Here is a 19,934-nt window from a genome sequence, read left to right as displayed (position 1 = left end):
ATGCTGGCTTATATTCTGCGGCGGCTGCTGCTGATCATTCCGACCCTGCTCGGCATCCTGATCATCAACTTTGTCATCATTCAGGCGGCCCCCGGCGGGCCGGTGGAACAGATGATCGCCAAGATCGAAGGCTTCGACGGCGCCACCAGCCGGATTGCCGGTGGCGGCGCAGAAGTCTCGGTGGCGGGCTCCAACTATCGCGGCGCGCAAGGTCTGGACCCGGCGTTGATCAAGGAAATCGAACGCATGTACGGTTTCGACAAGTCGGCACCGGAACGTCTGTGGATCATGATCAAGAACTACGCCACGCTGGATTTCGGCGACAGCTTTTTTCGTGATGCCAAGGTCATCGACCTGATTGTCGAAAAAATGCCGGTGTCCATTTCCCTCGGGTTATGGAGCACGCTGATCATGTACCTGGTGTCGATCCCGCTGGGGATCGCCAAGGCAACGCGCCACGGCAGCCAGTTCGATGTCTGGACCAGCTCGGCAATCATCGTCGGCTACGCCATCCCGGCGTTCCTGTTCGCGATTCTGTTGATCGTGGTGGTTGCCGGTGGCAGCTATTTCAACTGGTTCCCGTTGCGCGGGCTGACCTCGAACAACTACGAGGAGCTGAGCACGCTGGGCAAGATCTTCGATTACTTCTGGCACCTGGTGCTGCCTGTCACCGCGCTGGTAATCGGCAACTTCGCCACCATGACCCTGCTGACCAAGAACAGCTTTCTCGACGAAATCAGCAAGCAGTACGTGACGACTGCCAAGGCCAAGGGCCTGAGCAATCACAAGGTGCTGTACGGTCATGTGTTCCGCAACGCCATGCTGCTGGTGATCGCCGGTTTCCCGTCAGCGTTCATCGGCATCTTCTTTACCGGTTCGCTGCTGGTGGAAGTGATCTTCTCGCTGGACGGCCTGGGCCTGATGAGCTTTGAGGCTGCGATCAACCGCGACTACCCGGTGGTGTTCGGCACGTTGTTCATCTTCACCCTGCTGGGGCTGGTGGTGAAGCTGATCGGCGACATCACCTATACCCTGGTTGACCCGCGCATCGACTTTGAAAGCAGGAAGCATTGATATGAAGCTGTCTCCTCTCAATCGCCGCCGCTTCGAACGCTTCAAGGCCAACCGCCGTGGCTGGTGGTCGTTGTGGCTGTTCCTCATCCTGTTCGGCCTCAGCCTGGGCGCCGAGTTGATCGCCAACGATAAACCGCTGGCCGTGCGCTATGACGGCCACTGGTACTTCCCGGTGTTCGAGCGTTACCCGGAAACCACCTTTGGTGGCGAATTTCCACTGGAAGCCAATTACAAGAGCCCTTACATCAAGGAACTGCTCGCTGCGAAAGACGGCTGGACCTTGTGGGCACCGATCCCGTTCAGCTACCAGAGCATCAATTACGACCTGAAAGTCCCTGCCCCCGCCCCGCCGTCGCGAGACAACCTGCTGGGCACCGACGATCAGGGCCGTGACGTGCTGGCGCGGGTCATCTACGGCTTCCGGATTTCCGTGCTGTTCGCCCTGACCCTGACCATTCTCAGCTCGATCATCGGCGTGATCGCCGGTGCCCTGCAGGGCTTTTATGGCGGCTGGGTCGACTTGCTGGGCCAGCGTTTTCTGGAAGTCTGGTCCGGCCTGCCGGTGCTCTACCTGCTGATCATTCTGGCCAGTTTTGTGCAGCCCAACTTCTGGTGGCTGCTGGGCATCATGCTGCTGTTCTCGTGGATGAGCCTGGTCGACGTGGTGCGCGCCGAGTTCCTGCGCGGCCGCAATCTGGAATACGTGCGTGCTGCACGGGCGCTGGGCATGGAAAATGGCGCGATCATGTTCCGCCACATTCTGCCCAATGCAATGGTCTCGACCATGACCTTTCTACCGTTCATTCTGACTGGCGCCATCGGCACGCTGACCGCGCTGGATTTCCTCGGCTTCGGCTTGCCAGCCGGCTCGCCGTCGCTGGGCGAACTGGTGGCGCAAGGCAAATCCAACCTGCAGGCGCCGTGGCTGGGCATCAGTGCCTTCGCGGTGCTGGCCATCATGCTGAGCCTGCTGGTATTCATCGGCGAGTCCGCCCGCGATGCATTCGACCCAAGGAAATAAGATGAACAATGACAATCTGATCGAAATCCGCGATCTGGCAGTCGAGTTCGTGACGGGCGAAGCGCGGCAGCGGGTAGTCGAGAACATCAGCTTCGACATCCGCCGTGGCGAAACCCTGGCACTGGTGGGCGAAAGCGGTTCGGGCAAATCCGTGACCGCGCACTCGATCCTGCGCCTGCTGCCCTACCCGATCGCCAGCCACCCGAGCGGCACCATTCGCTACGCGGGTGAAGACCTGCTGACCGTCGAAGAGAAGACACTGCGTTCGATCCGTGGCAACCGCATTGCCATGATCTTTCAGGAGCCGATGACCTCGCTGAATCCGTTGCACTCAGTGGAAAAACAGATCAACGAAGTGCTGGGCCTGCACAAAGGCCTGACCGGCAAAGCGGCCACTGAGCGCACGCTGGAGCTGCTGGAACTGGTCGGCATCCCCGAGCCCTGCAAACGACTCAAAGCCCTGCCACACGAGCTGTCAGGCGGCCAGCGTCAGCGTGTGATGATCGCCATGGCCCTGGCCAACGAGCCCGAGCTGCTGATCGCCGATGAACCGACCACTGCGCTGGACGTCACGGTGCAGCTGAAAATCCTTGAACTGCTCAAGCATTTGCAGGCGCGACTGGGCATGGCACTGCTGCTGATCAGCCATGATCTGAACGTCGTCAGGCAAATAGCCAACCGAGTATGTGTCATGCAGCGCGGTTGCATCGTCGAACAGGCATCGTGCGAAGAATTGTTCCGTTCGCCGCAGCACCCGTATACCAAAGTTCTGCTCAGCGCAGAGCCCAGCGGCGGTCCTTCGACCAACCCGGCCGGTGCTCCGCTGCTCGAAGTCGAGGACCTGAAAGTCTGGTTCCCGATCAAGAAGGGCCTGCTCAAGCGCACCGTCGATCACGTCAAGGCGGTCGACGGCATTCGCTTCAGCCTGCCTCAGGGCCAGACGCTGGGTATCGTGGGCGAAAGCGGCTCGGGCAAATCGACGCTGGGGCTGGCGATTCTCAGACTGATCGGCAGCCAGGGCACCATACGTTTCAAAGGCAACCCGCTAGACTCCCTGTCGCAACAGCAGATTCGTCCGCTGCGCAGGCAGATGCAGGTGGTTTTCCAGGACCCGTTCGGCAGTTTGAGTCCGCGTATGTCGGTGGGGGAAATCGTCGGCGAAGGCCTGCGCATCCATGGCATGGGCACAGCTGACGAACAACAGACAGCGATCATCGAAGCGCTCAGGGAAGTAGGTCTGGACCCGGATACCCGGCACCGCTACCCCCACGAGTTCTCCGGTGGTCAACGTCAGCGGATCGCCATTGCCCGGGCACTGGTGTTGAAGCCGGAGCTGATTCTGCTGGACGAGCCGACGTCGGCCCTCGACCGGACAGTGCAGCGCCAGGTAGTCGAGCTGCTTCGCTCGCTGCAAACCAAGTACAACCTGACGTATTTGTTCATCAGCCATGACCTGGCTGTCGTCAAAGCGCTGAGCCACCAGTTGATGGTGGTCAAGCAAGGCCAAGTGGTCGAACAGGGTGCCGCGCAGGAAATCTTCGCGGCACCGCAACATCCTTATACACAGCAGCTGCTGGAGGCCGCTTTTCTGGCCCCCGTAGCTGTCGATTAACCTGAACCTGAAGAGGAACAACACATGGGTTTTCTCGCCGGTAAGCGCGTCCTGATCGTCGGTGTCGCCAGTAAACTGTCCATCGCATCCGGTATCGCCGCCGCCATGCATCGTGAAGGTGCTGAACTTGCTTTCACCTACCAGAACGACAAACTCAAGGGTCGCGTCGAAGAGTTCGCCGCAGGCTGGGGTTCAGGCCCTGAGCTGTGCTTCCCTTGCGATGTGGCCAGCGACGAAGAGATCAACAAGGTCTTTGAAGAACTGAGCAAAAAGTGGGACGGCCTGGACGTCATCGTTCACTCGGTTGGCTTCGCTCCGGGCGACCAGCTGGACGGCGACTTCACCAACGCCACCACCCGCGAAGGCTTCCGCATCGCGCACGACATCAGCGCTTACAGCTTCGTGGCGCTGGCCAAGGCCGGTCGCGAAATGATGAAAGGCCGCAATGGCAGCCTGCTGACCCTGTCTTACCTGGGCGCAGAGCGCACCATGCCCAACTACAACGTCATGGGCATGGCCAAGGCCAGCCTCGAGGCCGGCGTTCGTTACCTGGCCGGCAGCCTCGGCCCGGAAGGCACACGCGTCAACGCCGTGTCGGCAGGTCCGATCCGCACCCTGGCCGCTTCGGGTATCAAGAACTTCCGCAAGATGCTGGCAGCCAACGAAGCGCAGACCCCTCTGCGCCGCAACGTGACCATCGACGAAGTCGGCAATGCCGGCGCGTTCCTGTGCTCGGACCTCGCGTCGGGCATCAGCGGTGAGATCATGTACGTCGACGGCGGTTTCAACACCACCGCGATGGGCAGCATGGACGAGTAAGACGGCAAGCGCCGCTCCTCGCGAGCGGCACTTTCCAGCACTCAAAAAGAAGGCCGCTCAGTGAGCGGCCTTCTTTTTGCGCGGGTTTCGAGCTTAGAACTTCTCGATCTTCGCCTTGCTTTCCAGCTGTGCACGGTACGCTGCGAAATCCTGCTGACCGGCACGCGACGCGAGGAAACGGCGATATTGCGCCTTTTCCGCATCAGTCGGCGCGGTTGCCTGATTCACACCATTGAGACGGACAATCACTAAGCTGCCATCCGCTGCAGTAATGCTGGCGAATTCCGGCTTGTCCTTGCCATTCGGCTTGGGCATGCGGAACAGCGTCTGCAGAACCTGAGGGTCAACCCCTTCCTGACTGCGAGTGACCGCTTCCATGACTTTCCAGTCCTGACCTTGCTGTTTGGCAGCCAACGGAATCTTGCCATCGCGCAGACCGGCCAGCAGTGCTTCGCCCTTGGCCTTGGCCGCCGCCGAAGCATGCTCCTTGACGAGTTGCGCGCGAATCGAGCTGGCAACGCTCTCAAGCGGCAACTGTTGCGGTTGCAGATGCTCTTTGGCGCGCACAACCACGACCGTTTCCGGGTCCAGCTCCAGCGTGTTGCTGTTGGAGCCTTCTTCCAGCACTTCCGGGCTGAATGCCGCCTGGATGACCGCACGGTTGGCCGTCAGGCCTTCACCGCCTTCACGACCGAATGGCGCAGTAGTCTGAACCTTGAGGCCCAGATCCTGAGCCGGCTGATTCAGGTCGGACGATTCGAATGCCGAATCTTCCAGCTGCTTGGTCACTTCGACGAACTTCTGCTCGACCTGCTGCGACTTGAGGTCGTTGGTCAGCTTGTCCTTGAGGCTGGCGAAGGTCGGCACCGACGGTGCTTCAACGCCCAACAGCTTGATCAGGTGCCAGCCGAAGTCGGTACGTACCGGCTGCGAAACCTGGTCCTTGTTCAACGCATACAACGCGTCTTCAAAAGCCGGGTCGTAAACGCCTTTGCCCGCGTACCCCAGATCACCGCCCTTGTTCGACGAGCCAGGGTCCTGCGAGTACTCCTTGGCCAGCGCAGCGAAGTCTTCACCCTTGGCCAGACGCTGTTGAATTTCTTCAATCTTCGCCTTGGCCTGCTCTTCGTTCAGCTTGTCGTTCACTTCGATCAGAATGTGCGCTGCACGACGCTGCTCAGCGAGGTTGGCGATTTCTTTCTGATACGCCGCCTGCAAATCCTCATCCTTGACCTGAACCTTGTCGAAGAAAGACGATTTCTTCAACTCGATGTAATCAAGCACGACTTGCTCAGGGCTCATGAACTCCTTGGCATGCTGGTCGTAGTGAGCCTTGACTTCATCGTCGGTCACTTTCACTGCCGCCGGGTCGGCCGGCAGGGTCAGCGAAGCGAAATCCCGCGTCTGTTTTTCCAGACGGGCAAAGGCTTCAACCTGTGCGTCGGTTACGAAGGCACTGCCCGCAACACCCGCACGCACCTGACCGATGAGCATTTCCTGGCCCAGCATCTGGCGGAACTGCAGACGGCTGTAACCGAGCTGACGAATCACCTGATCGAAGCGGTCGGCGCTGAATTTGCCATCGACCTGAAATTCAGGCGTCTGCAACAGTTGCTGATCCAGCGCTGCTTCGGAAAACGAGAATTTGGCGTCCGCTGCACCTTGCAGCAGCAGCTTGCGATCGATCAGGCCTTTGAGCGCCGATTCACGCAGCAGCTTTTCATCGAGCATGGCAGGATCGAAATCCTTGCCCAACTGCTGCGAGAGCTGTTGAGCCAACTGACGACGCTGCATGTCGACGGCCTGGCTCAACTCGCTCTGAGAGATGTCCTCGCCGTTGACTTCAGCTGCGTTCTGCTTGTTGCTGGTAGCGGTAAACAACGCCTCGATGCCGGTGAAGGCCATCAACGCGATGATGATTCCGATAATGGTTTTGGCAATCCAGCCTTGTGAATTGTCCCTGATGTTCTGCAGCATTTGCGTCCCCCAAAACGGTGGTACTGACTAACCAACCGCGGAGCGTGGGTAGAAAGCGGATAGAAGAAAGGCGCATCCGAGGATGCGCCTTCTCGTAACTGACGGAGCGGGAGGGCTCGAACCCTTCGGTGTTGCAACCGAATGCACCACCGCTCCGCTACTGGATCAGACTTGGTCCGACCCAGCGGGCAAAGGCATCGAGAGGCTTAGTTGACAGCTTCTTTGAGGGCTTTACCGGCTTTGAAACCTGGTTTTTTAGCAGCAGCGATTTCCAGCGTTTTACCGGTCTGAGGATTACGACCGATGCGAGCAGGACGATCAGTAACGGAGAACGTACCAAAGCCAACCAAAACAACCGAGTCGCCAGCCTTCAGAGCGCCAGTGACGGATTCGATCACTGCGTCCAGCGCACGGCCAGCAGCAGCTTTCGGGATATCAGCAGATGCAGCGATAGCATCAATCAGTTCCGACTTGTTCACTCTAAGTCCCCTTATCTCTATTTTGAGTACGTTTTTAAGTTTTAGGTGTTAAGCAAAACGAGCGCAGGAAGGCTTGCTGGTGCTTGCTTTAAAGAGCCGCTTTATAACAAGGGCTCTAAAAAGCTGTCAAGGAAGCCTGTCCAGTCTTAATGCGTGCTAATTCTGTCCTTAGAGTCAGTCTCGCGTTTTTCGTCCTTTGCAACCAGATCGGTTGCTGTTTCCGGCAACGGCTCCGGCGCGTATTGCAGCGCAATTTGCAGGACTTCGTCAATCCATTTAACGGGCTTGATCTGCAGATCCTGTTTGATGTTGTCAGGAATCTCCTTCAAATCGCGTACATTTTCTTCCGGAATGATCACCGTTTTGATGCCGCCGCGATGCGCCGCCAGCAATTTTTCCTTCAAACCACCAATCGCCAGCACTTGTCCGCGCAAGGTGATTTCACCGGTCATTGCCACATCCGCACGCACCGGAATCTGAGTCAGCGCCGATACCAGAGCTGTACACATCCCCACGCCGGCACTCGGACCGTCCTTCGGAGTCGCCCCCTCAGGCATGTGAATATGCGTGTCGTGCTTCTCGTGGAAATCGGCCGGAATGCCCAGACTGCGGGCCCTGCTACGCACCACGGTCTGCGCTGCCGTGATGGACTCGACCATCACATCGCCCAGCGAACCGGTCTTGATCAACTGGCCCTTGCCCGATACGACAGCCGCTTCGATGGTCAACAATTCGCCGCCCACCTGCGTCCACGCCAGCCCGGTCACCTGACCGATCTGATCCTGCTGCTCGGCAAGGCCGTAGCGGAATTTGCGCACACCCAGGAAGTGCTCAAGCATCTCCGCCGTGACGTGCACGGAGAAACGTTTTTCCATCGTGTGTTCTTTGACTGCCTTGCGGCAGACCTTGGCAATCTGCCGCTCAAGCCCGCGCACGCCCGCTTCACGGGTGTAATAGCGAATGATGTCGCGGATCGCTTCCTCGTCGAACTGGATCTCGCCCTTCTTCAGGCCGTTCGCCTGAATCTGCTTGGGCGAGAGGTACTTGACGGCGATGTTGATCTTTTCGTCTTCGGTGTAGCCCGGCAACCGAATGACTTCCATCCGGTCCAGCAACGCTGGCGGGATGTTCATCGAGTTCGAGGTGCAGAGGAACATCACGTCCGAGAGGTCATAGTCGACTTCCAGGTAGTGATCGTTGAAATTGTGGTTCTGCTCGGGGTCAAGCACTTCCAGCAGCGCCGAGGCCGGATCGCCACGCATGTCGCTGCCCATCTTGTCGATTTCGTCGAGGAGGAACAGCGGGTTGCGGACGCCCACCTTTGTCATCTTTTGTATCAATCTTCCTGGCATCGAACCGATATACGTACGGCGATGACCACGAATTTCCGCTTCATCGCGTACGCCACCGAGCGCCATGCGCACGAATTTGCGGTTGGTCGCACTGGCAATGGACTCCGCCAGCGAGGTTTTACCTACACCGGGTGGCCCGACCAGGCACAGCACAGGACCGCGAATTTTCTTCACGCGCTTCTGCACGGCGAGGTATTCGAGGATGCGCTCCTTGACCTCGTCGAGACCGTAATGGTCGGCGTCGAGAATCGCCTCGGCACGCGCCAGGTCCAGGCGCACTTTGCTCTGTGCCTTCCACGGCACTTGCACCAGCCAGTCGATGTAGGTGCGCACCACGGTCGCTTCGGCAGACATCGGCGACATCTGTTTGAGCTTGTTCAGCTCAGCCGTCGCCTTGGTCAGTGCGTCTTTCGGCAGACCGGCAGCATCAATGCGCTTTTTCAGCTCTTCGATTTCGTTATGGCCTTCGTCGCCATCGCCCAGTTCTTTCTGAATGGCCTTCATCTGCTCATTCAGGTAGTACTCGCGCTGGCTGCGCTCCATTTGTTTTTTGACACGACCGCGAATGCGCTTTTCAACCTGCAACAGGTCGATTTCAGCGTCCAGCAAGGCCAGCACGTGCTCGACACGAGCCGACAGGTCGATAATCTCGAGGATTTCCTGCTTCTGCTCGATCTTCAGCGCCATGTGCGCCGCCATGGTGTCTACCAGGCGACCGGGCTCGTCGATGCTGTTAAGCGACGACAGGACCTCTGCAGGAACCTTTTTGCCCAACTGCACGTATTGCTCGAATTGAGCCAGCAGGCTGCGTACGAACACTTCGGATTCACGATCCGGCGCGTCGACTTCGTCGATCAGCGCCACATCGGCACGGTAATGACCATCGACTTCGATGAAGCGCTCGACCGAACCGCGCTGCTCGCCCTCTACCAGCACCTTGACGGTGCCATCGGGCAGTTTGAGCAACTGCAGGACCGTGGCAATGGTACCTACGCTGTACAACGCCTTTTCGTCAGGGTCGTCGTCAGCCGGGTTTCTTTGCGCGAGCAGCAGGATCTGCTTGTCGCCTGTCATTGCCGCTTCAAGGGCTTCGATAGACTTCTCGCGCCCCACGAACAGCGGGATAACCATATGCGGATAAACCACGACATCACGCAATGGCAAAAGAGGCAATTCAATAGTGGTCTTCATGATTTCGCCTCTACAGCGGCCAATCGGCCGGGACAGATGGAATTAGCTTGAAGCCAAGATGGGGGTAGCGTTCAAAAAAAACAAGCTCTAGTGAGGTGACCCGCCAAGATCAGATTCTTCATACAAGACGAATGAACTGGCTAAAAATGCAAAAGGGGACCTCAAACAGACTGTGTGAAAACCTAGCAATCTGCGCAGCGCTCAAAGAAAATGCTCCGTATCGAAAGATACAGAGCATTTTTCGTTATGGCCTACATCCAAGGTGAGTCCCGCAGCCAGACCAGCCTATTCCCGGTCTCGCTGGAAGAGTTGATCCCCGAGGATCACCTCGTTCGTGTCATTGACCTGTACGTTGCCAGGCTCGATCTGGTGCAACTGGGCTTCGATAAAGCGATTCCAAAAAGCACGGGGCGCCCTGCTTATGATCCCGCCGATCAGCTAAAACTCTACCTCTACGGCTATTTTCAGCGGATTCGCTCATCGCGACGTCTTGAAGCCGAGTGTCAGCGCAACATCGAAGTGATGTGGCTGATCAACCGGCTCAAGCCCGACTTCAAGACCATCGCCGATTTTCGCAAGAACAATAAACCCGCCTTCATCGCGACCTGCCGTGCTTTCGTTCGGTTTTGTCGCACGGCAGGCTTGATCGCCGGTGAGTTGGTGGCCATCGACGGCAGCAAGTTTCAGGCGGTCGCATCCTCACGGCGTCATGTGAATTTGAAGCAGCTCAAGCGCCAGGAAGAAAAACTGGATAAGCGCATCGCTCAGTATCTGGCCGAGCTGGATGAGGCCGACAAGGCTGAAACCACAGATTCAATTGATCGCAGCGCAATCAAGGTAGCCCTGGCACAGCTTGAGGCTCGACAACAGGATAATCAGAGTTGCCAGGCACTGATGCGTTCGATGGGCATCGAGCAGTTCAACACCCATGAAAGCGATGCCCGAATGATGCGCACGGCCAAAGGGCCACGTGTGGCCTACAACGTGCAAACCGTCGTGGACGCCGAGCATTGCCTGATTTTGCATCATGAGGTCACCCAAGATGGCGATGACCGAAAGCAACTGGAGCCGATGGCCAAGGCCGCCAAAGCAGAGTTACAGCAAGATGATCTGACGGTCACTGCCGATGCCGGCTACTCCAATGGCAAGCAGTTTCAGGCCTGCGAGGATGCTTCGATTACGGCCTATGTACCGCCCAATCGTTCGAAAAACCCTGGCAGTCAGGAAGAGCAGCTCTTTGAGCGAAAAGACTTTATCTATGAGACCGGACACGATCGTTTCCAGTGTCCGGCAGGCAAATGGTTAACGCTAAAACAGCACAACAAAGGTGATCGGATCTATCAGGCTGAGGTCGATGACTGCGCCAACTGCGCGCTGAAAACGCAATGCACTCGAGCCCGGCGCCGTTATGTCTCACGACATGCCCATGAAGAGGCTTTCGAGCGGATGGAGCAAAGAATGCAGGCGCATCCTGAGATGATGGCCAACCGAAGATCCATCGTTGAGCACCCCTTCGGCAACCTCAAGCAATGGCTATTTGGTAATGGCCGTTTCTTGCTGCGACAACTGGAGGGTACAAAAGCTGAAATGGCCTTGGCGGTGAATGCCTATAACCTGAAACGAGCGATTAAAGTGCTCGGTGTGCGCCATCTGATGGCTTTGATGGGCTGAGCGGACATTTTTTTCGTCTGCTGCCAATACAAAAAAAACGCCCCGAACAAGTCGGGGCGTTTGCTTGGGCCTTCATCAGTGTGTTTTCACACAGTCTGTCAAAGGCCCCCTTTTGTGTCACTTCACACGCAAACACACACCGTGGTTTACGCGTCAGGAGCAACCTTGGCGGGCGGCTCGCTGTTTTCGTAGATCAGCAACGGCTTGGACGTTCCATCGATCACGCTCTCGTCGATCACCACCTTGCTCACATCGCTTTGCGACGGGATCTCGTACATGGTGTCGAGCAGAACGCCTTCGAGGATCGAACGCAGACCACGAGCACCGGTCTTGCGCTCGAGCGCACGACGGGCAACCGATTTCAGCGCATCGGTGCGGAATTCGAGGTCCACGCCTTCCATCTCGAACAGCTTGGCGTACTGCTTGGTCAGCGCGTTCTTCGGCTCGGTGAGGATCTGGATCAGAGCAGCCTCATCCAATTCGTCGAGCGTTGCAAGCACCGGCAGACGACCCACGAACTCCGGGATCAGACCGAACTTGACCAGATCGTCAGGTTCGACTTCACGCAGGGACTCGCCCACCTTCTTGCCCTCCTCCTTACTGCGAACTTCAGCGTTGAAGCCGATGCCGCCACGGGTGGAACGGTTCTGAATGACCTTTTCCAGGCCCGAGAAGGCGCCACCGCAGATAAAGAGAATGTTACGTGTGTCCACTTGCAGGAATTCCTGCTGTGGGTGCTTGCGCCCGCCCTGAGGAGGCACGGAAGCCACGGTGCCCTCGATCAGTTTCAGCAAGGCTTGTTGCACGCCTTCGCCGGACACGTCACGAGTGATTGAAGGGTTGTCGGATTTGCGCGAAATCTTGTCGATTTCATCGATGTAGACAATACCCATCTGGGCCTTCTCGACATCGTAATCGCATTTCTGCAACAGCTTCTGGATGATGTTTTCGACGTCCTCACCCACGTAACCGGCTTCGGTCAGGGTGGTGGCGTCAGCGATGGTGAACGGGACATTGAGCAGACGAGCCAGCGTTTCGGCCAACAGCGTCTTGCCGGAACCCGTCGGGCCGATCAGCAGGATATTGCTCTTGCCGAGCTCGACATCGTCGTTTTTCTTGTCACGCTGGTTCAGACGCTTGTAGTGGTTGTACACCGCTACTGCGAGAACCTTTTTGGCACGTTCCTGACCGATGACGTACTGGTCAAGGATGCCGCTGATTTCTTTAGGCGAAGGCAATTTATGCGCGCTGCTTTCGGCCTGGGCTTCCTGCACCTCCTCGCGGATGATGTCATTGCACAGGTCGACGCACTCGTCGCAGATAAAGACCGAGGGGCCGGCAATCAATTTGCGCACTTCATGCTGGCTTTTGCCACAGAAGGAGCAATAGAGCAATTTGCCGTTGTCCTCGCCGTTGCGGGTGTCAGTCATTCGATCGATCCAATCCGGTAGGCTTGCAACACAAGATGAAGGCTCTTGCGGGCTTTTTCAAGTCCGCAGGCGGTCGGTTGTGCCGACCCCCTACATTTTGAGCCGCTTAGGCAGGCATTTGACGCTTGTTGATCACGGAGTCGATGAGGCCGTATTCAGCCGCGCGCTCTGCGCTCATGAAGTTGTCACGTTCGGTGTCGCGCTCGATGGTCTCGAGGCTCTGACCGGTGTGATGCGCCAACAACGAGTTCAGGCGGTGACGGATGTGCAGGATTTCCTTGGCATGGATGTCGATGTCCGACGCCTGACCCTGGAAACCGCCCAGCGGTTGGTGAATCATCATCCGCGAGTTGGGCAGGCAATGACGCTTGCCTTCTGCACCACCCGCCAGCAGGAAGGCACCCATGCTGCACGCCTGACCGATACAGATGGTCGAAACGTCGGGTTTGATGAACTGCATGGTGTCGTAGATCGACATGCCCGCAGTCACCGAACCGCCCGGTGAGTTGATGTAGAGATGGATATCCTTGTCCGGGTTTTCCGCTTCAAGGAAAAGCAGTTGCGCCGCGATAAGGTTGGCCATGTAGTCCTCTACCGGACCAACCATAAAGATGACTCGCTCCTTGAGAAGGCGCGAATAGATGTCATAGGCGCGTTCGCCACGGGCGGACTGCTCGATAACCATCGGGACCAGGCCGCCAGCGGCCTGGATGTCAGAGTTCTGCTGAATATAAGAATTGCGGGACATGTCCTGCATTCACTCCCAAATAGTCGAGTCTTGAATACGCACAAGCCAGCGCGAAGGCTGGCTTGTGGGTGTTTTCGCACGAAAAGAGAAATCAGTCGGCTTTTGGAGCTTCCACCGGCTTGACAGCTTCTTCGTAGGAGACCGATTTGTCGGTCACGCTAGCTTTCTGCAAAACAGTATCTACAACTTGCTCTTCAAGCACAACAGAACGTACTTCGTTCATTTGCTGCTCGTTCTTGTAGTACCAGGCCACAACCTGCTCTGGCTCCTGATAAGCGGAAGCCATTTCCTGGATCATCTCGCGTACGCGAGCGTCATCAGGCTTGAGATCGAACTGCTTGACGACCTCGGCAACGATCAGGCCCAGCTCGACACGACGCTTGGCTTGCTCTTCGAACAGCTCGGCCGGCAACTGGTCAGGCTTGATGTTGCCACCAAACTGCTGAACGGCCTGAACGCGCAGACGATTGACTTCGTTTTCCAGCAGCGCTTTAGGCACTTCGATCGGGTTGGCAGCCAGCAGACCGTCCATCACCTGATTCTTGACCTTGGACTTGATCGCCTGACGCAGCTCGCGCTCCATGTTCTTGCGAACTTCGGCGCGGAAGCCTTCGATGCCGGTTTCCTTGATGCCGAACTGCTTGAAGAACTCTTCGTTCAGCTCAGGCAGCTTTGGCTCGGAAACGGTATTGACGGTCACGGTGAACTCGGCTGCTTTACCAGCCAGCTCGAGGTTCTGATAGTCCTCAGGGAAGGTTACGTTCAAAACGCGCTCTTCACCGGCCTTGGCGCCGACCAGACCGTCTTCGAAGCCCGGGATCATGCGGCCGGAACCCAGAACCAGCTGGGTTGCAGTGGCAGAACCGCCAGCGAAGACTTCGCCGTCGACCTTGCCCACGAAATCGATGTTCAACTGATCTTCGTTCTGAGCGGCGCGATCGGTGACTTCGAAGCGAACGTTCTGCTTGCGCAGCACTTCCAGCATGTTGTCCAGATCGCTGTCAGCCACCTCGGCGGACAGACGCTCTACCGCGATGGTCTCGAAACCGGCGACGGTGAATTCCGGGAATACTTCGAAAGTAGCCACGTATTCCAGATCTTTGCCTTTCTCGAAGGACTTTGGCTCTACAGCAGGCGCACCGGCCGGGTTCAGCTTTTGCTCGACCACAGCTTCGTAGAAGGTCGCCTGAATCAGATCGCCCAGCGCTTCCTGTCGTGCACCGTCTTCGTAACGCTGACGGATGACGCTCATCGGCACTTTGCCTGGGCGAAAGCCCGGGATCTTGGCTTTGCGCGCGGTCTGCTGCAGACGCTTGTTGACTTCAGTCTCGATGCGTTCGGCGGGCACGCCAATGGTCATGCGGCGCTCAAGAGCGGAAGTGTTTTCAACAGAAACTTGCATGGATATTCCTCGTTGCACAGACGTTAGCCGGCCGTTTCCGACCCCAGAATCAAGGGCATGCATTCTAGTGGGTCATACTCAAGAAGTCACCCTACTGAAAAAGGGTGGATTTATAGGACGAAAGCGGAGCACTGCGGTGCCAGGAAGAAAAAAGCCCTGCACCCTCGGCGACGCGTCTGGCACGGCTTCTATATAAGGAAGCATCAGCACCGGAGACGACCGACTCCGTCCACGTAGCACGCCCCACTCGACCGACGGCGAGAAGCCAGCCGATCAGCGAGACGGTAGAGCGAATACGCTGAAACAAAAAAACCGCTCAAACAGACTGTGTGAAAACACACTGATGAAGGCCCAAGCAAACGCCCCGACTTGTTCGGGGCGTTTTTTTTGTATTGGCAGCAGACGAAAAAAATGTCCGCTCAGCCCATCAAAGCCATCAGATGGCGCACACCGAGCACTTTAATCGCTCGTTTCAGGTTATAGGCATTCACCGCCAAGGCCATTTCAGCTTTTGTACCCTCCAGTTGTCGCAGCAAGAAACGGCCATTACCAAATAGCCATTGCTTGAGGTTGCCGAAGGGGTGCTCAACGATGGATCTTCGGTTGGCCATCATCTCAGGATGCGCCTGCATTCTTTGCTCCATCCGCTCGAAAGCCTCTTCATGGGCATGTCGTGAGACATAACGGCGCCGGGCTCGAGTGCATTGCGTTTTCAGCGCGCAGTTGGCGCAGTCATCGACCTCAGCCTGATAGATCCGATCACCTTTGTTGTGCTGTTTTAGCGTTAACCATTTGCCTGCCGGACACTGGAAACGATCGTGTCCGGTCTCATAGATAAAGTCTTTTCGCTCAAAGAGCTGCTCTTCCTGACTGCCAGGGTTTTTCGAACGATTGGGCGGTACATAGGCCGTAATCGAAGCATCCTCGCAGGCCTGAAACTGCTTGCCATTGGAGTAGCCGGCATCGGCAGTGACCGTCAGATCATCTTGCTGTAACTCTGCTTTGGCGGCCTTGGCCATCGGCTCCAGTTGCTTTCGGTCATCGCCATCTTGGGTGACCTCATGATGCAAAATCAGGCAATGCTCGGCGTCCACGACGGTTTGCACGTTGTAGGCCACACGTGGCCCTTTGGCCGTGCGCATCATTCGGGCATCGCTTTCATGGGTGTTGAACTGCTCGATGCCCATCGAACGCATCAGTGCCTGGCAACTCTGATTATCCTGTTGTCGAGCCTCAAGCTGTGCCAGGGCTACCTTGATTGCGCTGCGATCAATTGAATCTGTGGTTTCAGCCTTGTCGGCCTCATCCAGCTCGGCCAGATACTGAGCGATGCGCTTATCCAGTTTTTCTTCCTGGCGCTTGAGCTGCTTCAAATTCACATGACGCCGTGAGGATGCGACCGCCTGAAACTTGCTGCCGTCGATGGCCACCAACTCACCGGCGATCAAGCCTGCCGTGCGACAAAACCGAACGAAAGCACGGCAGGTCGCGATGAAGGCGGGTTTATTGTTCTTGCGAAAATCGGCGATGGTCTTGAAGTCGGGCTTGAGCCGGTTGATCAGCCACATCACTTCGATGTTGCGCTGACACTCGGCTTCAAGACGTCGCGATGAGCGAATCCGCTGAAAATAGCCGTAGAGGTAGAGTTTTAGCTGATCGGCGGGATCATAAGCAGGGCGCCCCGTGCTTTTTGGAATCGCTTTATCGAAGCCCAGTTGCACCAGATCGAGCCTGGCAACGTACAGGTCAATGACACGAACGAGGTGATCCTCGGGGATCAACTCTTCCAGCGAGACCGGGAATAGGCTGGTCTGGCTGCGGGACTCACCTTGGATGTAGGCCATAATGAAAAATGCTCTGTATCTTTCGATAAGGAGCATTTTCTTTGAGCGCTGCGCAGATTGCTAGGTTTTCACACAGTCTGCAAAGCGGCCTTTCTTGCAACCCGAGCCTTCACTCGCAATCGCATGTGTAATGACCAAAGGAGAGTACGAAAGAATCTCCATCGACCTGCCATGCAAAGCTTCAGGCTCGAAGCCTGGAATCGATGCACTTTTGCGCGACTGATTCGATCCGCCGGGCAGCTTCGAGCCTGATCCGGCCCGGCGCGCATCGTACACAACGTGGCCGTGGCGCGCCACCCATTGCAAGCATTTGACAGGGCTGACATTTTCCATACGAATAACTTCAGCAACCCGCCGGCTGGAGCCCTGCACCGAAAACAACCCCAGTGGGCGATCAATGACCTCTCCGCCCAGGGAACACTTGACAGTCGAGCCAACTTATATTCGCTGAACGCTGCAGCCAGCACACCTCAAACTGTAAAAAAGCAGCACAACTTCAAAGGCAAAAATGTGCGACCTGCCCCTCTGCAAACCGCTTACTAAAAAAACATTAATAGTTGCAGAAACATCATTTCATTCGTATCACGCCCGCATCAGCAAGACGTTCGTTCGCACTGTTACGCAGCCTTGTTTTAGAACACGCAGGACGCTATGCAGGGCCGGCGACCCGCTACCCGCGAGTCGACGTGATGCTCGACCAGGGCCAGCGCCGCCGCCAAGGCGCTGCTGCGCCCTTGTACTGCACGGTTATCCACTCCATAATCAACACCCTGATTTCGCCGCTTTCTGCTGCATGTACGAACGCTTCGCTACCGATGAGCCGCATAATTTTCGCGTCGCGCCGACAGCACTTCCGAACGTTTGAATAGTCAAGAAGTCTATGCCCTATACACCGCGTCATTCCCCAGGAAAAACCATGTACAAGATAATGGCTGCACTTACTTTTCTCGCGATTACCTCAGCAACACTTACGGGATGCAATGAAAAAGAAGGAAGCCAGGGAAACGCAGCAACCGCCAAGACTACTTATTACTCATCCGATAAATGCGCCATTGACTCAATTGCCGGAAAGACAGGCGCGAGCGTTTATGTACCGCGAGGCCTGGTGGAATTCAGCGGATGGGCAATCGATACCGCCAACCAGGACGCTCCAAAGGAAATCAGACTTCGCCTGTCCGGCTACAAAGGTACCCCCACCACATTCAAAGACCCTGTCATTGTCGATCGCCCAGACCTGGTGAAGGTTTTCAACAATGAAAAATTGTTGAAAACAGGTTTTGCGCTCAAGGCAGATTTGTCGCCACTGGAGTCCGGGGGGTACAGCGTTGTCATTGAGATCCCTGGCACGACCTCATCCACGCTGTGCCAAACCAAGGTTCTGCTGGTTATTGAATAACCAGCAACGTTGCTGCCAGCGTTGAAATCGCAACCAACAGTGTCGCGAGCATGAGCACCCCGCTCGTGACGCCCCGACTCGAAGATATTCAGATCATCGACTACGCAACTCAACGCCACATTAAGCCTGTCCTGCCCGGCTCAATTTTCCGAGCCCTTACTCAGCTTACTCATGGGCTTACTCTTTCGACTGCAAGGGCTGCTTGCCTGCCATCAAAGCCTTGGGCAGCAGATCAGGATGCTCATTTGTCGGGCTATTTCAGCACCAACTGCACCCTTCACGCCCTGCAAAGCCGGGTACGACCTGTGCAACTCCCGACAACACATTACAACCAAAGGAGTGTTATGAAGTCCCTTCCTTTTGATTTCTCTGCAGCAGAATACCTGCGTCTGAACCCCGATCTAGCCTCAACAGGCCTGCATCCAGCGCAGCATTATCTGGATTACGGCCACGCCGAGGGCCGCAAATACCAGGATATTTCCGTAGAAAAAAAGCAATTGCTCAATCTCGGTATTTTTGATCCTGACTTTTATCTGAGCCAGTATCCGGACGTGTCAAACGCCGGCCTTGATCCGGCCGAGCATTTCCTGTCAAGCGGATGTGCCGAGGGCCGATGGGCCAGCCTTTTCTTCCGCTCCGACTGGTATATGGATTGCCATCCCGAGTCCAGATCACACCACAAGAACTGTCTGTTTCATTACTCGGAGACAGGCAGTCGCCTGGGGTATGAGCCAAACCCTTTTTTTGAACCTGAATATTATTCAACAAAATACAAGGACCAAATCGGTCTTCAGGAACCCTTGGCGCATTTCATCAAGCACGGCCATGAAGGCCTGAACCCGTCGCCCAGGTTCGATGCCGCAGCTTATATAAAAGCCACAGGCTGCTCTGGAAACCCACTGAAGCACTACCTGGAAACCGGCATGCAAGCCGGTGCTCCCCTGCAGCGGGCCGAACCTCTTCGATGGGATGAGAAAGTAGAATCAGCGACCCTGACTGTGCTTAAAACTTCAGCGCCCGCCGAGCGCGTTGCATTGCTGATCACGCACAGCGCTAATGGGCACATAAAACCGCATGTAGGCCACTATGCAACAGAACTTGCCAGCGGCGGACTGTCGGTATTTTTGATAGTGGCCTCCGACGTCAGCGACGTGGTGATACCCGAACATCTGGCGAGCGCCTGCTCAAACATTGTTGCCAGACAAAATACCGGGTTTGATTTTGCAGCATGGGCGCACGTCATCAAAGCAAACAGCTGGTTACAGAACTGCAAAGAAATCACCCTGACCAACGACAGCATCATTGGTCCTGTCGGCATTGGCGGGCCGGAGCTCATGAGGAAAATCCGCTCCAGCACTGCTGACGTCATCGGACTGGTTGAAAACATTGAACATGCTCGACACCTGCAAAGCTTTTTTTGGTGTTTCGCGAGAAAACCATTCAGTCGAAGGCATTCAAAGACTTCTGGTCAACGGTGATCAACCATAACGACAAGAGCAAAGTCATTCGCGATTACGAAATAACGTTCACCAGCAGACTTCAAGCCTCCGGACTTGAGACGGACTGTATTTTCCAGAAAGCAGGGGAAAACAATGCCACCATTTTCAAATGGGAAGAATTGCTGAACGATGGCTTCCCTTTCCTGAAGTTTGAAGTGGTAAAAAAAGCCAGCCAGCAGAACCTGCAGCATATAAAAGCAACGCTGAGCGCAGCGTCTTATGACACCTCGCTCATCCCCCAGCTCAACGAATACGAATAGCGCCATGCGTTGGCCGCGGCACAGAGCCTTGTTGTGCCCGCGACCTGCGTCGCTCTGGCTGGAGCGGAGGGGTCACCGCGATGCAGCTGAGAAATTCAACACAACAAAAAGCCCGCACAAGGCGGGCTTTTCCGGGCTTTCGCGGCTCTCAATGGAGCC

General features: G+C 56.4%; 13 protein-coding genes and 1 pseudogene. 7 read left to right on the top strand and 7 right to left on the bottom strand.

Annotation, left to right across the window (positions count from 1 at the left end; all coding sequences use genetic code 11):
• From BLT55_RS04530 to fabI, 4 genes are read left to right on the top strand one after another with little or no spacing between them, the layout of a single operon-like run.
• Nucleotides 1–1,074: a microcin C ABC transporter permease YejB gene (locus BLT55_RS04530; protein WP_055000209.1), complete on the top strand. Its 1,074-nt coding sequence runs from the start codon at nt 1–3 to the stop codon at nt 1,072–1,074.
• A 1-nt stretch (nt 1,075) separates the two neighbouring features.
• Nucleotides 1,076–2,095 (top strand): ABC transporter permease, encoded by a 1,020-nt coding sequence (locus BLT55_RS04525; protein ID WP_054079532.1) that lies wholly within the window; start codon nt 1,076–1,078, stop codon nt 2,093–2,095.
• 1 nt (nt 2,096) lies between these two features.
• A complete protein-coding gene (locus BLT55_RS04520) occupies nt 2,097–3,707 on the top strand; it encodes an ABC transporter ATP-binding protein (protein ID WP_055000208.1) in 1,611 nt (536 codons plus the stop codon).
• 24 nt (nt 3,708–3,731) lie between these two features.
• The gene (gene fabI, locus BLT55_RS04515; RefSeq protein WP_005770759.1) at nt 3,732–4,526 is read left to right on the top strand and encodes an enoyl-ACP reductase FabI; all 795 of its coding nucleotides are present in this window, start codon (nt 3,732–3,734) and stop codon (nt 4,524–4,526) included.
• Nucleotides 4,527–4,619: 93 nt separating this feature from the next.
• On the opposite strand, the gene BLT55_RS04510 is transcribed toward fabI, so the two are convergent.
• From BLT55_RS04510 to lon, 3 genes are all read right to left on the bottom strand, one after another.
• Nucleotides 4,620–6,503, bottom strand: coding sequence for a SurA N-terminal domain-containing protein (locus BLT55_RS04510; protein ID WP_055000207.1), 1,884 nt, complete (start codon nt 6,501–6,503; stop codon nt 4,620–4,622).
• Nucleotides 6,504–6,709: 206 nt separating this feature from the next.
• Nucleotides 6,710–6,982 (bottom strand): HU family DNA-binding protein, encoded by a 273-nt coding sequence (locus BLT55_RS04505; RefSeq protein WP_002552737.1) that lies wholly within the window; start codon nt 6,980–6,982, stop codon nt 6,710–6,712.
• Between the two features lie 146 nt (nt 6,983–7,128).
• Nucleotides 7,129–9,525: an endopeptidase La gene (gene lon, locus BLT55_RS04500; RefSeq protein ID WP_007250321.1), complete on the bottom strand. Its 2,397-nt coding sequence runs from the start codon at nt 9,523–9,525 to the stop codon at nt 7,129–7,131.
• 246 nt (nt 9,526–9,771) lie between these two features.
• Here lon and BLT55_RS04495 point away from each other — a divergent pair, with 246 nt between their 5' ends.
• On the top strand, nt 9,772–11,196 hold the full coding sequence (locus BLT55_RS04495) for an IS1182-like element ISPsy6 family transposase (RefSeq protein WP_055001182.1): 1,425 nt from the start codon (nt 9,772–9,774) through the stop codon (nt 11,194–11,196).
• A 146-nt stretch (nt 11,197–11,342) separates the two neighbouring features.
• On the opposite strand, the gene clpX is transcribed toward BLT55_RS04495, so the two are convergent.
• The 4 genes from clpX to BLT55_RS04470 form a co-directional block, all read right to left on the bottom strand.
• Nucleotides 11,343–12,626 (bottom strand): ATP-dependent Clp protease ATP-binding subunit ClpX, encoded by a 1,284-nt coding sequence (gene clpX / locus BLT55_RS04490; RefSeq protein ID WP_002552735.1) that lies wholly within the window; start codon nt 12,624–12,626, stop codon nt 11,343–11,345.
• A 106-nt stretch (nt 12,627–12,732) separates the two neighbouring features.
• Nucleotides 12,733–13,374: an ATP-dependent Clp endopeptidase proteolytic subunit ClpP gene (clpP, locus tag BLT55_RS04485; protein WP_002552734.1), complete on the bottom strand. Its 642-nt coding sequence runs from the start codon at nt 13,372–13,374 to the stop codon at nt 12,733–12,735.
• 91 nt (nt 13,375–13,465) lie between these two features.
• Nucleotides 13,466–14,776: a trigger factor gene (gene tig / locus BLT55_RS04480; protein WP_055001258.1), complete on the bottom strand. Its 1,311-nt coding sequence runs from the start codon at nt 14,774–14,776 to the stop codon at nt 13,466–13,468.
• A gap of 419 nt (nt 14,777–15,195) precedes the next feature.
• Complete coding sequence (locus tag BLT55_RS04470) at nt 15,196–16,620, bottom strand: IS1182-like element ISPsy6 family transposase (RefSeq protein WP_055001182.1); 1,425 nt, start codon at nt 16,618–16,620, stop codon at nt 15,196–15,198.
• 916 nt (nt 16,621–17,536) lie between these two features.
• Here BLT55_RS04470 and BLT55_RS04465 point away from each other — a divergent pair.
• Both BLT55_RS04465 and BLT55_RS04460 read left to right on the top strand, forming a co-directional pair.
• Nucleotides 17,537–18,016, top strand: a complete 480-nt coding sequence (locus BLT55_RS04465; protein WP_054999502.1) for a hypothetical protein — start codon at nt 17,537–17,539, stop codon at nt 18,014–18,016.
• A gap of 50 nt (nt 18,017–18,066) precedes the next feature.
• A pseudogene (locus BLT55_RS04460) lies at nt 18,067–19,775 on the top strand (rhamnan synthesis F family protein).
• The last annotated feature ends 159 nt before the right edge of the window (nt 19,776–19,934 follow it).

The sequence above is a fragment of the Pseudomonas cannabina genome (assembly GCF_900100365.1).
Taxonomy (GTDB): Bacteria; Pseudomonadota; Gammaproteobacteria; order Pseudomonadales; family Pseudomonadaceae; genus Aquipseudomonas; species Aquipseudomonas cannabina.
This window is presented reverse-complemented; position numbering and strand designations above follow the sequence as displayed.